The 13,512-nt window shown below is 47.8% G+C and carries 14 protein-coding genes; 2 read left to right on the forward strand and 12 right to left on the reverse strand.

Features of this window, described 5'->3' with window-relative positions:
* Positions 1–7 precede the first annotated feature (7 nt).
* Genes ADIS_RS15965 through tamL form a run of 3 tightly spaced genes read right to left on the reverse strand, consistent with a single transcriptional unit; the run spans position 8 to position 3,922 of the window.
* On the reverse strand, positions 8–601 hold the full coding sequence (locus ADIS_RS15965) for a phosphatase PAP2 family protein (protein WP_316931250.1): 594 nt from the start codon (positions 599–601) through the stop codon (positions 8–10).
* Entirely contained in the window at positions 580–1,488 is a 909-nt protein-coding gene (hemF, locus tag ADIS_RS15970) for an oxygen-dependent coproporphyrinogen oxidase (protein WP_010855671.1), read from the reverse strand. The genes ADIS_RS15965 and hemF overlap by 22 nt, the downstream gene beginning before the upstream one ends.
* 16 nt (positions 1,489–1,504) lie before the next feature.
* Positions 1,505–3,922, reverse strand: coding sequence for a translocation and assembly module lipoprotein TamL (tamL, locus tag ADIS_RS15975; protein ID WP_035806468.1), 2,418 nt, complete (start codon positions 3,920–3,922; stop codon positions 1,505–1,507).
* A 17-nt stretch (positions 3,923–3,939) separates the two neighbouring features.
* Between tamL and ADIS_RS15980 the strand changes: the two genes are divergently transcribed.
* Complete coding sequence (locus ADIS_RS15980; protein WP_010855673.1) at positions 3,940–4,686, forward strand: TrmH family RNA methyltransferase; 747 nt, start codon at positions 3,940–3,942, stop codon at positions 4,684–4,686.
* A gap of 22 nt (positions 4,687–4,708) precedes the next feature.
* Positions 4,709–5,701 (forward strand): bile acid:sodium symporter family protein, encoded by a 993-nt coding sequence (locus ADIS_RS15985; protein WP_010855674.1) that lies wholly within the window; start codon positions 4,709–4,711, stop codon positions 5,699–5,701.
* Here the strand turns inward: ADIS_RS15985 and ADIS_RS15990 are convergent.
* The 9 genes from ADIS_RS15990 to ADIS_RS16030 form a co-directional block, all read right to left on the reverse strand.
* The gene (locus ADIS_RS15990; RefSeq protein WP_010855675.1) at positions 5,694–6,497 is read right to left on the reverse strand and encodes a queuosine precursor transporter; all 804 of its coding nucleotides are present in this window, start codon (positions 6,495–6,497) and stop codon (positions 5,694–5,696) included. The two genes, ADIS_RS15985 and ADIS_RS15990, sit on opposite strands and share 8 nt — an antisense overlap.
* Positions 6,494–7,459 (reverse strand): ribonuclease Z, encoded by a 966-nt coding sequence (locus tag ADIS_RS15995; protein ID WP_081634961.1) that lies wholly within the window; start codon positions 7,457–7,459, stop codon positions 6,494–6,496. The genes ADIS_RS15990 and ADIS_RS15995 overlap by 4 nt, the downstream gene beginning before the upstream one ends.
* Complete coding sequence (locus ADIS_RS16000) at positions 7,425–7,787, reverse strand: STAS domain-containing protein (protein ID WP_010855677.1); 363 nt, start codon at positions 7,785–7,787, stop codon at positions 7,425–7,427. Before ADIS_RS16000 ends, ADIS_RS15995 begins: the two co-directional genes overlap by 35 nt.
* A 51-nt stretch (positions 7,788–7,838) precedes the next feature.
* Positions 7,839–8,774: a phosphoribosylaminoimidazolesuccinocarboxamide synthase gene (locus ADIS_RS16005; protein ID WP_035806506.1), complete on the reverse strand. Its 936-nt coding sequence runs from the start codon at positions 8,772–8,774 to the stop codon at positions 7,839–7,841.
* Between the two features lie 63 nt (positions 8,775–8,837).
* Positions 8,838–9,962 (reverse strand): toxin-antitoxin system YwqK family antitoxin, encoded by a 1,125-nt coding sequence (locus ADIS_RS16010; RefSeq protein ID WP_010855679.1) that lies wholly within the window; start codon positions 9,960–9,962, stop codon positions 8,838–8,840.
* Between the two features lie 39 nt (positions 9,963–10,001).
* On the reverse strand, positions 10,002–11,195 hold the full coding sequence (locus ADIS_RS16015) for an acetyl-CoA C-acyltransferase (RefSeq protein ID WP_010855680.1): 1,194 nt from the start codon (positions 11,193–11,195) through the stop codon (positions 10,002–10,004).
* 11 nt (positions 11,196–11,206) lie between these two features.
* Positions 11,207–11,821: a hypothetical protein gene (locus ADIS_RS16020; RefSeq protein ID WP_155907558.1), complete on the reverse strand. Its 615-nt coding sequence runs from the start codon at positions 11,819–11,821 to the stop codon at positions 11,207–11,209.
* Positions 11,811–12,473, reverse strand: a complete 663-nt coding sequence (locus tag ADIS_RS16025; RefSeq protein WP_010855682.1) for a tetratricopeptide repeat domain protein — start codon at positions 12,471–12,473, stop codon at positions 11,811–11,813. Before ADIS_RS16025 ends, ADIS_RS16020 begins: the two co-directional genes overlap by 11 nt.
* Before the next feature lie 16 nt (positions 12,474–12,489).
* Positions 12,490–13,455, reverse strand: coding sequence for a vWA domain-containing protein (locus ADIS_RS16030; RefSeq protein WP_035806474.1), 966 nt, complete (start codon positions 13,453–13,455; stop codon positions 12,490–12,492).
* Positions 13,456–13,512: the final 57 nt, after the last annotated feature.

Genomic DNA, 13,512 nt, shown 5'->3' on the forward strand with positions numbered 1-13,512 from the left:
CTTTCCCTTAACTTCGTGGTTCCTTGGTGGCTTGTAGAAGGATTTTGAGTTTGTCGATCAGGTGATACACAACGAACCCGGAGGCTATACCTACCAGCCCCCCTACCACTATGTCTGCCGGGTAATGTACGCCCAGGTACACGCGGGTATAGGAGATGATTGCTGCCCAAAGAAAAAGCCATTGAGAAGAGTGCGTGCGGAAAACCAGCCAGAAGTAGGTAGCTATGGCAAAGGTATTGGAAGCATGGCTGGACGCAAACCCAAACTGGCCACCGCAGCCTGAATAGTTGAACAGGATACCTTGCCACCGGGGATCGTGGCATGGGCGGAGGCGTTCAAAAAAAGGCTTCATAAACCCAGAAGTGAACTGATCTGCCAGCAATATAAGAAGGGCTATCCCTACGATGTAGCCAATGGATTGCATCCGGTACGTTCGAATCAAAAGATAGATCAAAAACGCATAGAGCGGAACCCATATGAACGTTCCCGTAAGGGTGCGCATAACGGGATCTAGCCAGTCAGCGCGTAAGGAATTTAAATACAGAAATAGACTTTCATCCCACTCGATCAGCGCGTCTATCATTTGCTTAGGTTTAGCCAATCAATGCCTTTTTGGAGATGTTTCAGTGTAAACTGTTCAGCGGATCCCTCGGTGGTCTGATGGTTGTATTCCCATTTGGCCTGAGGAGGCATACTCATGAGAATGCTTTCGGTGCGCCCATTGGTGTCCAAGCCGAATTTCGTGCCTGCATCCCACACCAAGTTGAATTCCACATACCGGCCCCTGCGCAGTGCTTGCCAGGCAAGCTCTTTTTCTCCGTAGGGAATATCTGCATTTTTTCGCATATAGTGGGTGTAAATTCTCGGGAACAGGTAACCGACTTCTTTGACAAACGAAAATAGGTCTTCTTTGGTTTTTGACGCGGTTTCGGTCAATCGATCAAAGAAAATGCCTCCAATTCCGCGGGTTTCCTGCCTGTGTTTCAGGAAAAAGTAATCGTCGGCCCAAGCTTTGAACGTTGGATAATAGTCCGGGTCAAAGCGGTCACAGAGGTTTTTTAGCTGCCCATGAAAAAAGGCCGCATCCTCTGGTACCACATAATGGGGGGTGAGGTCTATGCCCCCGCCAAACCAATAGACACCATTACTCATCTCAAAGTACCGGATGTTCATATGGATAATGGGAACCATAGGGCTCACGGGATGAATGACGATGGATACCCCGGTAGCAAAGAAATCAGCGGTATCCAGTTGCAGCTTTTTGAGGATTTTTTCGGGTGTAGGGCCATGGACAGCCGAAAATGCGACCCCGCCTTTGGCAATGACGGCACCGTCGTTGAGCACCCGGGTAAGTCCACCACCTCCTTCCGGTCGCTGCCAATGATCGCGGATAAAAGAGCCGACGCCGTCTGCTTGTTCCAATTGTTCGCAGATATGGGATTGGATCTGTTTAAAGTCTTCGCTGATAAGGTGTTTATCTAAGGTCATTTTTTTTTCCGGTTTGTTAAAAGGGATATCCGATGCCGATATTAAATACCTGCTGTCCCCGTTCGCCAAAGGGTCGGTTGAATGAAAGTTTATCCAATATCAACCGCTCCCCTTCGGATCTCGCAGGGTCGTATGCTTTAATCCCCATGTCCAGTCGAAGCACGAGGAAATCAAAATCCATTCGTAGCCCTATGCCCGTACCTATGGCTATCTCTTTGTAGAATCTGTCTATCTGAAAGTCTGCACCTTCGCGGGAGGGGTCTTCCTGGAAGTTCCAGGAGTTTCCGGCGTCTATAAAGAAGGCTCCATCAAAGTAGCCGAACAGCTTTCGCCGGTATTCAAACATTGCCTCGAATAAAATCTCTCCGGGTTGTTCGAAGCGGTAGTCGAACGTGCCATCTTCCCGGATTTCCGGAGTAAATGAACCCGGTCCGAGGCGCCTGGGTTGCCAGGCACGTATACTGGTACTACCGCCCGCGAAAAAGTACTTCTCGTAGGGCAGGACACCGTTACTGATTCCATAGGGCCTGGCTAGACCCAGATTAAAGCGGTAAGCGAGGGTGCTACGGGTATTTATGGGCAGGTATCTTCTAAAGTCAGATTGGAACTTCAAAAACTGAAAATACTGTAGGTTCCGGTCCTGAGCAAAGGATTCATTGAATAGGTTGATGCTGGTTCCACCGCTTTCCAAATATATTCGCCATAGGGAGGCGGCGTTTCGTTGGTAGATTCCATATTGGTTAAAATTAATGATTACCTGACCGGAAATACTGCTCACGTAGGAGGGGAGAAAGGAGTTGATCAGGTTGTTTCCCTGGCTTTGCAGCTCTTCCAGCCGCTCTTGGAAAAAGGGATTGAGTGAAGACCGTATAAGATTGGCATCCAACATGTTTACCGAAAATTGTTGGCGGAGATTTCGGGTAGACCAGTTGTAGGCCAATATGGTGTTGACGGCCTCCCGTACATATTCCGGGCGGTTTACGTAAGAATACCCCAAAAGGGTCCTTGTTCTTGGGTTGTAGCGCCCAAATTTCTCCAGCGTTCCAAAATTGAATGGAACGAGAAACTGGGGGAAGATAATGGAACCAGACGCGCTCAATTCCCGGCTACGGTATACTCCTCCCTCTGCGGTGGCTGAGGCCACGCCTTCCAGACCCGCCCTAAAGTTGAATTCGAAAATCTCCAGCCCCCTGAATAAGTTACGGTTTCTGAGCGAATGGCTAAAAAACGGCCCCGGTAGCTGCTCCGTAACACTTGCCCCCAGCTGATTGGTCACCTGGTATTTTTGGTTTGGCATCGTATAGATGTTGGTAGTAAGGGAGTTGGCAAGCGTATCAAAGGAAATATTAACAAATCGAAAGATATCCAGGTTGGCGAGTTGCCGCTGGGTTTCGATTACATCCGTGCGGTTGTACCGGTCACCTTTGTTTAAGAAAACCCTGGACCGGATAATTTTCTCTGCATAGCGATTCTGGTACATTTGAAACGAAATACCATCGTAGAGAACCATGTACTTTTCATCGATAATGGCCTCTGAGGGACTGGAGATAATATAACGTATAGAATCAATGGTGTAGACCGGATGAAAACCTGACAGCGCAGGCACCCGAATCAGTTGCTCAACGGCCACCGTTTTGTTTACGGTATCCTTGTACACATTGTATTCCACGAACGACTTCGAAAAAGTATAGTAACCGTGGTCTTTCAGGACATCCTCTACCCGTTGCCTTTCCCTCGAAAGGTTGTTTTGGGCATATCGTTCAGCTAATCGCAACTGGGAATCCTTCTTTACACTCTCCAGGAGGTGCTGTATCGCTTCATCCGGCGTGGTAGTGAAAATACTGTCTATTGAATATGGATCATTTTCGATTACAAAGTAGCTTACCGATGCCTTACTTTTCTTAAGCGTTGTTTCACTGGTTACCTCTGCGTCAAAAAAACCGTTGTTTATCAGGTAGGCCTGCATCTGATTTCGGGATTCCTGCGCTTTTATGCTGTCGTATATTACAAGGGGATTTCCGGTTCGCATGAACCAGTTTCCATATTCCAGTTTTTTGGTAAGCGAGGCAATCGTGGAGGTTGCTTTGGTGTACCGTTTGGTTACTTTTCGGTTTGCAGGATCTTTTTCCAGTTGGCTTTGTAAGGCATTGGACACCGTCTGCCATTCCTGTTTTTTGGCGGCGAGCCGCGCACTATCGTAGGTTAGTTCGCCAAGTTGGTAGAAAAATACGCCAAGAGAAAAGTTAAGGATAGGGATTCGTGTGTTTGGTTTTTGGCTAATTAGGTTACGAAGGGCCTCTAAATCGCTTTTTTTTGTTCCTTTTACTTCCGTTTCGAAGACCACATATCGGTTTTCCTTCAGGCCTTTCGTTACCGAGCATCCACTGAGGTAAAGAATGAAAAATATAAAATGTATATATTTGGTTCTTTTCACTACAACATAGCCTGCTAATGCTAAGCAAAAATACGCTTAAGTTTATTAAATCCTTGCACCAAAAAAAAATACGCAAGGAACATCAGTCTTTTTTTGTGGAGGGGGCCAAAAACGTAACGGAGCTGATATACTCGGATTTTGAGATTACACACCTCCTTTTCACCGCTGAGTATGCCGAGGTGAACAAGGAAGTGCTTCAGCTGGCCAGTGGCTCTCACTACGAGGTCAGCGAGTCGGTGCTGGCAGATATCGGTTCCTTCCAAACCAACCGGGGCGCATTGGCAGTCGCTAAAATGAAGCCATCACTTTCCATCGAAGCAGAGCCGGGAGAGTTGCTTTTGGCACTTGATGATGTGCGGGATCCCGGAAACCTCGGTACCATCATCCGCATAGCAGATTGGTACGGGATCCGGAAGATTTGGCTCTCACTACAGTCCGCAGATTGCTATAACCCCAAAGTGCTCCATGCCAGTATGGGATCATTCACCAGGGTGCAGATGCAGTACGTAGATTTGGCTGTCAAGTTGAAACAACAAAGTCTGCCTGTTTTTGGGGCCTTTTTGGACGGCCAGAATATCCATGGGATGCAGCTTCGCATGGAAGGGATTTTGGTAATGGGAAACGAATCCAATGGTATTTCCAGAGAGGTGGAGGCCTTGATTGGTCAACGCCTACGTATTCCGGCATTTGGCAACGCCGAGTCTCTCAACGTGGCGATTGCCACTGCCGTCATATGCGATAATTTCCGTAGGTTTGAAGGCTGATTCTGCTTAATCCCATCGCACTATGGCATCGATCAAATCCACGCTCGCAAAAGCGGGCATCAACGCCTTTTTTTTTCTTCTTTTGCTCAGCATTCTACTTGCCTACCTTTTTCCCAATAGTGGAAGTCAGGGATCGGTAGTGCCACTTGATGAGATCACCTACTATGGGGTAGCGGCGATCTTTTTTTTCTATGGTGTGAAGATTAGCCCTGCAGCCCTGAAGGCCGGCCTGGCAAACTGGCGTCTTCATCTGACTGTTCAGAGTGCGACCTTTGTGGTGTTTCCCCTTGTCGTCTTGGCGGTCATGGGAGTTTGGGGTAATGCAGCTTCGCCCCTGTGGCTGGGGACATTTTACCTAGCCGCGCTGCCCTCAACGGTTTCTTCGTCCGTTGTAATGGTTTCCATTGCAAAGGGGAATTTGCCGGCCGCCATTTTCAACGCAAGTATGTCCAGCTTGGCGGGGATTTTGCTGACCCCGCTCTGGATGGGTCTTTACCTTTCGGGTGGTGAGGGAGAGTATGCCTTGGGCGAAACGATCTACAAGCTGGTCGTGCAGGTGCTTATGCCGGTTATTGCCGGGTTTGCACTACACCGGTATTTGGGATTCTGGGTGCTTCGTCATCAGAAATGGTTAAAGCAATTTGATCAGACGATTATCCTGCTGATAGTTTTTTCAGCCTTTGCCGATTCCTTTGCCGCAAAGATGTTCGCAGGCCAGTCCGCTGCCGTTTTGGTTAGCCTTTTCGGCGGAATGCTCCTGTTGTTTTTGCTTATAATGGGGGGAATGTTTGTGGTGGGGAAGCTGATGCGCTTGGAGTATGAAGACCTGACCACGCTTCTTTTTTGTGGCTCCAAGAAGTCGCTGGTCCAAGGTGCTGTAATGGGGAAAATTCTTTTTCCCGACCCGGTCGTTTTTGGGATTTTACTCCTTCCACTGATGATATACCATACACTTCAGCTGATAGTGGGAAGTGCCTTGGCAGAGCGATTGGGCAATTCCCGGGCTGCTACATAAATGAAGTGTCCTCGGCGGCTTCCTCCGTCATCTTCAATGCAATCTCCGGTCCTAGGTATCGGTCTATCAACCCATGACCTACGTACAGCAAGGGAGTCAGTAATATAGCAACCGAGAATTTGTAAATATAATTGATTATCCCTACGGCGATAATCTGCGCCAGTGACCAGTTGCCGAAGATATAAAACGCAATCCCCAGCACCACAAAGGAATCAATAAACTGGGAAACAAGTGTAGACCCTGTCGCCCGCAGCCAGATCATCTTCGCCCCTGTTATTTTGCGAAGCTTTTGGAATACATATACGTCCAAAAACTGCCCGATGAGAAAGGCCACCAAGGAACCGATGATGATCCCCAATCCCTGCCGAAAAATGGTGTCAAACGCGTAGTTGATGTCAAACGGATTCCCTTCGCTGTCCGTGCTGTTTACCTCTAGCCAGAAGGGTGCCGGAGGCAGCTTGGTCACAAAGACAATGACCACAAAGACGTAGAGGATAAATGCAGCGGTAATAAAGCTTATTTTTCGGACGCCTTTTTTGCCAAAGTACTCATTGATGATATCGGTTGTAATGAATACGATAGGCCAAATGACCGCTCCTGCCGTCAAGTTGAAGTCCAGGACGTATTCGTCGAAGAAAGTCCAGCCTACGGGAGATAATCCCAGCGTCAACTCCCCGGAAAAGATTTTTACACCGATGATCTCGGCCAGAATTGCATTGGTGAGGAAGATTCCTGACAAAATGATGAACAGGTTTGTCTTTTTGGTTTGGTAGTGTTTCTCCTGCAGGTCGTTCATTTGATCGCGTAGGTTTTGCCCTCTTCACTGAGGTGGGTGGCTTCAAAGACGGCTTTGGCTTCCCAAAGCAGCGGATATAGGTCGATGTAGCGTACCGAAAAATGTCCCAGAAGCAGTTCCTTGACCTGGGCGTTTTTTGCGATGGTAGCTGCTTCTTCGGCGGTGCTGTGTAGGGTAAGCTTTGCTCTATCCTTATCGGCCTCCATGAAGGTGGATTCATGATAAAGCAGATCAACTCCATTTACCAAGGATACCAAGCTTGGATCAAAGACGGTGTCGGAGCAAAAGGCGTATTTTCTCGGCAATACGGGTTCCTTGATGTATTCACTTGCCCGGTACTTAATACTTCCGTCTGTATTGATCACATCCCTACCTTGCAGTAGGGACTGGATTTCTTCCACAGCCATTCCCCCGCCCACTATCTTTTCTTTGATCAATTTTTGCTGACGGTATTTTTCCTCAAACGTAAAAGCAGTGCAGGGAATGCGGTGCTTTAATGGAAAACTGTAGATCCGTAGGTTTTCAAGTTCCAACAAAAGGTTTTTTCCCTCCGTGGTAGTCCTGGTGAAAAACAGTGGGAATTTGAGCTGGGTATGGGAGTACTTGAGGTGTTGGGTGATTATTTCATCAAGCCCGGGAGGTCCAAAAATATGTAGTGGGCTCTTTCGGTTGTTCAGGTGGAATGTGGAGATCATTCCCATCAACCCGAGATAGTGGTCACCATGCAGATGGGAAATAAAGACATGGTCGATCTTAGAGGATTTGACATGAAACCGCCGGAGCTGATGTTGCGTGCCCTCTCCACAATCGACCATGAACTGATGCCGACCATAGGTTACAATTTGCGACGTTTGATTTCTGCCATGAGCTGGAGCGGCAGAGTTAGAGCCCAAAATAGTTACCTGAAATTCCAACGTTGTGGCAGTATTAGACTTCGTCGTCCTCCCCGTTGTCGATTTCATGGATAAAGATGGCTTCGGCAGCAGCTTCGTGGCTGTCCACCACCTTCAACACTTTGTCGAGCATGGAGATTTTTATGAGTTTCATCACATGATCTTGAGGTGCCGCAACGACAAACATGCCAAAGGATCGGTTGCCTACCAAAAGTGCGCTGAGCCCGCTTGAATCGGTATATTTAACATGGCTCATGTCCAAAACCAAGTTTTTATATCCTTCCGCATGCACCGTGAGAAGTTCAGATTTTAGCTGTGGGGATATAGAAGTGTCCAGTTTTTCCTCCAAAAGGGTGAAAATAACGTATTGCTCTTTTTTATCTACGGTGTATTTCATTTCTCTATAATTGTTTTTTTGCAATCTAACGAACGATAAAGGTACAAAAAATCAGGTATGGGATACAATTGAATTTTGTATCGCCTCGTTGATGTTGTCCAAGGAATCCTTAACGAAGGATTCTCCCGTAATGTTTTCATACAGTTCAATGTACCGGCTGGAAATATCCTGAACGATTTCGTCGGTCATTTCAGGGATCTGTTGGCCATCCAATCCCTGAAATCCGTTTGCAATTAACCACTGCCGAACAAACTCTTTAGAAAGCTGCTTCTGTGCTTCACCACGCTGCTGTCGTTCTTCATATCCATCCGCATAGAAATACCTCGAAGAATCAGGTGTATGGATTTCATCGATTAATAGGATCTGATCACCATACTTGCCAAACTCGTATTTCGTGTCTACCAGTATCAAGCCTTTTTCCTTGGCCATTTCAGTCCCCGTTGCAAAAAGCGCATGCGTATAGGATTCCAACTTTTCGTAATCAGCCGGTGATACAATTCCATTTCCCAATATGTCTGCCTTGGAAATATCTTCATCGTGTCCTTCATCCGCTTTGGTCGTAGGGGTAATGATCGGGAAGGGGAGGGGATCGTTTTCCTTTAACCCTTCGGGTAAGGTGACGCCACAGAGTTCACGTTTTCCTGAACGATAGGTGCGCCACGCATGACCGGCCAAATATCCCCTGATCACCATTTCCACCTTGAAGGGTTCACAACGTCTGCCGATGGTTACGTTGGGATGAGGAGAACCAAGCACCCAGTTGGGGACTACATCTTTTGTGGCGTTGAGAAAATGAAAGGCAATTTGGTTAAGTACTTGGCCTTTGTAGGGAATAGCTCGGGGCAGTACCACGTCAAAAGCCGAAATCCTATCGGAGGCAACCACAGCAAGTTTATCCTCAAAAATATAAACATCCCGCACCTTCCCGCGATAAAAACCGACCTGACCCGGAAAATTAAAATTCGTTTCTTTTATGCCGTCCCTCATGGTACTCATTAAACTTTTGACAAAAATAAGACGGAAGATGGGTAATTTTTTGCCTCCCGGCAATTAATTATGGATTTTTTCACGGGTCTGCCTGCCCCGCAAGTAGCTTCGCTCGATATAAAGTTCACCTAGGTCTGTAAATCGCTCGTACTTGCCGTGCAGCTGCCCGTACTGGTAGGGGATTCGTTCCCTGATCTGCCCGTCGGGAAAGTAGGTGACGGTGTCTCCATGCAGCAAGCCATCCAGATACGGTGCTGTTTGCACCTTTTTTCCTTCTTCATCGAAGGTTTCTGAAAGTGTCCTGAAACCTTTTGCATTGTGGTGATGAACCCGAAAGACTTCACCATTCTCGTAGTAAGAGATAATTTGTCCCCGTGGTTTTCCGTTTTTATATGTCGCTTTTTCGGCAAGTTTTCCGTCCTCAAAAAACGTACTGAAGCCCCCGTGGGGCACACCATTTTTGAATCTGCCCGATTTTTCGATAAGGCCATCACGGAAAAAACTTTTTGACAGACCGTGCTTGACACCCTTTCGGTAGTGAATTTCTGAAGATACTTGTCCGTCAGCATAGTAGGTTACCTGAGGGCCGGCACGTTGCCCCTTTATATATTGGTTTCTTTCGGCAAGTGTTCCTTCTTCGCTGTATTTCAGCTGTTCGCCGTGCATCAGACCGGCTAGAAATCTGGATTTTTCGGCGGAAACACCGTTTTGGTAAAAGGACTCGAACGCCCCATCGGGTAGGTTTTCACGGAATTGGGTTCGGTTTCTGATGCTGCCATCGGCGTAGTAGCTGACGCTTTCACCTGTCAGCTGGTCATTTTGGAACAGTGCCCGTTGGGCAATGCTTCCATCCCGATGAAAAGTCAGCGCTTCGCCTTCCCGTTGGTTTTTCCGGTACGTAAGTATCCGAAGGGTGTCTGAAGTTCCCGGAAAGTAATGTACAAAAACCCCCTCTTTTTTCCCGTTCACCAAGGCCCCGACCTGAACACGCTCTCCCAGCTCATTAAACACCTCGTAACTTCCATGGGGAATGCCGTTTTGGATGCCATATACTTCTTTGATCAATGTTTGCTCCTCGTCGTAAAAAGTGGTCCCAATTTGTTGGGCAGACAGTGGGCCTAAGGGTAACAAAGCAATGGCCAACCAGGCTATTAACACAATCGGAAAGCCTACCGGGCAAAAACACATTTTTATAGGTTTTAGATGGTAACAAGCCATATAAGTAACCTAGAAGTCAATTCGTTCAATGACCATCGCGGATGCCCCTCCACCTCCGTTGCAGATGCCGGCTACACCGATGCGGGCGCCTTTTTGGGACAATACGGAATTGAGGGTGCAGAGGATTCGAGCCCCCGAGCATCCCAGAGGATGCCCGAGCGCCACCGCCCCCCCAAAAACATTCAATCGGTCTGAGGGGATTCCCAATAAGCGCTGGTTGGCGATTGCTACAGCAGCAAAAGCTTCGTTTATTTCATAATAGCCGACTTCCTCTGGTGAGATGCCGGCGTGTTTCAATGCCTTGGGAATTGCAAGTGCAGGAGCGGTGGTGAACCAAAGTGGGTCTTGCGCCGCATCTGCAAATCCGAGGATTTTGGCGATAGGCTTGATGCCGTGTTCGGCTAATTTGTCCCCACTCATAAGAACCAACGCAGCGGCACCATCACTTAAGGTTGAAGCATTTGCCGCAGTAACCGTTCCATTTTCAGGTTGAAATACCGGTCTTAAAGATCTTATTTTTTCAGGGCGGAAGGTATTGTATTCTTCGTCTTCTTCTACGCTTTCAATCTCCCCTTTTTTTCCTTTGATCTCGATGGGCACTACCTCTGTACTGAATAAACCCAATTTCCAAGCTTCCTGCGCCCGTTCATAGGAACGGATGGCGTAGTCGTCTTGTTCCTCCCGGGAGATGCCCATGGCCTTTGACGTATGCTCGGCACAATTGCCCATCGGGAATTTGTGGTAGACCTCCAACAATCCGTCCTTTACCAGCCCATCTACCAATTCACCATTTCCAAATTTTTGGCCGAATCGGGCATTCGGGACGTAGTATGGTACGTTGCTCATACTTTCCATTCCGCCCGCTACCACTATATCCTGTTGCCCGAGCATGATCGACTGAGCTCCCAGCATGACCGCTTTCATTCCGGATGCGCAGACTTTATGGATGGTTGTGCAGGGAACCTCCTGACCAAGCCCGGCGCCTAAAGCGACTTGTCTGGCAGGTGCTTGTCCTAAATTAGCCGAAAGCACGTTCCCAAAATATACCTCTCCCACCTGATCATTGTCCAGCTTAACTCGCTCCATGGCACCCCTAATCGAAGCAGCTCCCAATTCTACGGCGCTGAGAGAGGAGAGGCTCCCTCCATAACTGCCCAAGGGCGTGCGGGCCAAAGAGACAATGTATACATCTTTTACCTTCATAGTAGTCGTATTTACCAATCGGGAAGACCCCGTTGCGGTCGTTGGGTGGGTTTGCGCCTGTTTTGTTGGATAAATTGTAGCTCGTTGCTGTTCATCGCATCGAGAATCTGTGCGGCCTGTTCCTGGGAAAGATTCATTTCCTCCAGTCGTTGGCGGAGTTCATCCAATTGCTTCTCACGTTCACTTAGGTCACTGTCCATACTGCTGGGTTCCTCTGTAGGTTCCTCCCGGTTTGACTTCTCACCCCGCTGATCTTCCATTTCATCGGACTCCTCTGCGCCGTCTTCGGAGGTTTGCTCTTCACCTTCTCCGTCCTTTTTTTCCTGGCTCTCCTGGTCTTGCTGTTCTTGGTTGTTTTGATCTTGCTGATCTTGGTTCTGCTGCTGTTGATCCTTCTTTTGTTGCTCCTCCTGATCCTTTTTCAGCTTTTCCAGGAGGGCGTTCAGTTTAGGGTCATTGGGAAACTTCTCTAGCCCTTCTGCCAGAATTTGACCGGTGCCGGGCAGGTCTTCGTTTACATATTGTTTTGCTGCCCGATTGAAGTAGTCCGATTCTGTCTGTGCCACCACAAAAGTACAGCAGGAGAAAATGCCTCCCAAAGCAAAAACTAGGTGTTTAATTCCCATCGATTTCATTGATATCGTTTAGGTTATTGATAAAACCTTCGTAGTACCGCACAGTTTCGTCGATTTCCAAGGCTTTCTTCATGGTTTGTAGGGCTTCCCCAAAGCGAAACTGATCTACGAAACTATCCGCCTGGGCCTTCATACGCTTGGCGTAGTTGGAGGGCTCCAGTTTTTCCTGATCCTCTTGGTCTTGCTGTTGTTTTTCCTCCTCTTCATTTTCAGCCAACCATCTGCTCAATAACTCATAATTGTACCGGGCGGCCTCGTTTTCCGGGTTTTTCAATAGCGCTGTCTTAAAATACGTGAGTGCTTCCTTATAGTTGCTCTCCCTTCCCTCTAACACCCCTGCCTGATTGGCGGAAAAGGACGCAATTGTTTTGTTTCGGGAGAGGGAAAGCTCGCTGTAGGTTTTGAGTGCATCCTCCTCTTGGCCATTGTTTTGGTAGCTTAGCCCCAGATTGAATTTCACTTCGGGCTCTCCCAGCTGGAAATCGTTGATCAATACCAGGTGACGCCTTACCGACTCTTCAAAATCGGTGCCAACGTAAGCTGCTGTCGCTTCTTTCAACGCACGGTTCCGTTCGCCGATTTTTTTCCAGGAAGCTGGTATCAAGAGAAGGATAAACAATAGAATCTGCGGTGCGATGGGCATATTAGTTCCGTTGGTATCAAATGGAAATGGTTCGAAGCGGCAGCATGAGATCAATCAGGGCAAGTACCAGTGCAGCGGCCAAAAAGTAGAAGTACTTGTTGGCGGAAGCCTCTACCATTCTACTTGCCATGACGGTGCCTTCAAGGCGTTCTATGGCGTTTATCAGTTGGGGGATCTCCATGGCGATGTCACTGATTTCGAAGTATGCGCCGTCTGTTTTTGTAGCTATGGCTTTGAGGTTGGTAGCGTCCAATCGGGTGATGGCAGGGCGGTTCGTTTGTGGATCCATCACCACGCTGTTTCCGCGAGGTATGGTGGCGCCCTCCTCAGATCCCACCCCCACACTGAATACCCGAATGCCCTGTTCGGAAAGTTTTTCCAGCACCGGTGGCAGGTTGTCACCAAAGTCTTCTCCATCGCTGATCAAAATGATGGCCTTGGAGGTGTTGTCCTGATCGTTTTCATTCTGGAATTTCTGATAGGCCATATTGAGGGCGGATGCGATATCGGTTCCGTAGTTGGGGACTAGGTTGGTATTCAAGCCATCCAAGTGAAGCTGGATGACGTTCTGATCGAAGGTAAGCGGGCACTGGATAAATGCCTCAGAGGAAAATATGATAATACCGATGCGGTCTGAACTGAAGTTTTTGACCAAATTCTTCATTTCAAACTTTATTCGCTGAAGCCGGCTCGGATTGATGTCCTGTGCATTCATGGATTGGGAGAGATCGATGGCCAAAAAAATGTCCTTACCCTCCTGTTTGATTTCCTTTAGCGCACTTCCGATCGAAGGCCCTGACAGGGCGACAAGAAATAACAAGAAATAAATGCTTCGTAAGATGAGTTTCCAGGCTAAACTTCTCTTTTTTACTTGAAGGCGTTGGTTGATCCGCCAAAAACGGAACAGATAAAATCCGTATAAAATGGAAAATAGTCCGAATAGAAAGATAGAAAGCCCGTTGCTAGGATATGCCCAAATCATGCCCTGAAATTACATATTTAAATATAAAACGAAAGTTGACCTGCTTAATTATTCGAT

The organism is Lunatimonas lonarensis, from assembly GCF_000390185.1.
Classification (GTDB): Bacteria; Bacteroidota; Bacteroidia; order Cytophagales; family Cyclobacteriaceae; genus Lunatimonas; species Lunatimonas lonarensis.

What these genes read in the sequence shown, in the direction of transcription:
- hemF (WP_010855671.1), bottom strand. Translation starts at nt 1,488, where the DNA reads ATGACCTTAGATAAACACCTTATCAGCGAAGACTTTAAACAGATCCAA.
- ADIS_RS15980 (WP_010855673.1), top strand. Translation starts at nt 3,940, where the DNA reads ATGCTAAGCAAAAATACGCTTAAGTTTATTAAATCCTTGCACCAAAAA.
- ADIS_RS15985 (WP_010855674.1), top strand. Translation starts at nt 4,709, where the DNA reads ATGGCATCGATCAAATCCACGCTCGCAAAAGCGGGCATCAACGCCTTT.
- ADIS_RS15990 (WP_010855675.1), bottom strand. Translation starts at nt 6,497, where the DNA reads ATGAACGACCTGCAGGAGAAACACTACCAAACCAAAAAGACAAACCTG.
- ADIS_RS15995 (WP_081634961.1), bottom strand. Translation starts at nt 7,459, where the DNA reads ATGAAATCGACAACGGGGAGGACGACGAAGTCTAATACTGCCACAACG.
- ADIS_RS16000 (WP_010855677.1), bottom strand. Translation starts at nt 7,787, where the DNA reads ATGAAATACACCGTAGATAAAAAAGAGCAATACGTTATTTTCACCCTT.
- ADIS_RS16005 (WP_035806506.1), bottom strand. Translation starts at nt 8,774, where the DNA reads ATGAGGGACGGCATAAAAGAAACGAATTTTAATTTTCCGGGTCAGGTC.
- ADIS_RS16010 (WP_010855679.1), bottom strand. Translation starts at nt 9,962, where the DNA reads ATGTGTTTTTGCCCGGTAGGCTTTCCGATTGTGTTAATAGCCTGGTTG.
- ADIS_RS16015 (WP_010855680.1), bottom strand. Translation starts at nt 11,195, where the DNA reads ATGAAGGTAAAAGATGTATACATTGTCTCTTTGGCCCGCACGCCCTTG.
- ADIS_RS16020 (WP_155907558.1), bottom strand. Translation starts at nt 11,821, where the DNA reads ATGGGAATTAAACACCTAGTTTTTGCTTTGGGAGGCATTTTCTCCTGC.
- ADIS_RS16025 (WP_010855682.1), bottom strand. Translation starts at nt 12,473, where the DNA reads ATGCCCATCGCACCGCAGATTCTATTGTTTATCCTTCTCTTGATACCA.
- ADIS_RS16030 (WP_035806474.1), bottom strand. Translation starts at nt 13,455, where the DNA reads ATGATTTGGGCATATCCTAGCAACGGGCTTTCTATCTTTCTATTCGGA.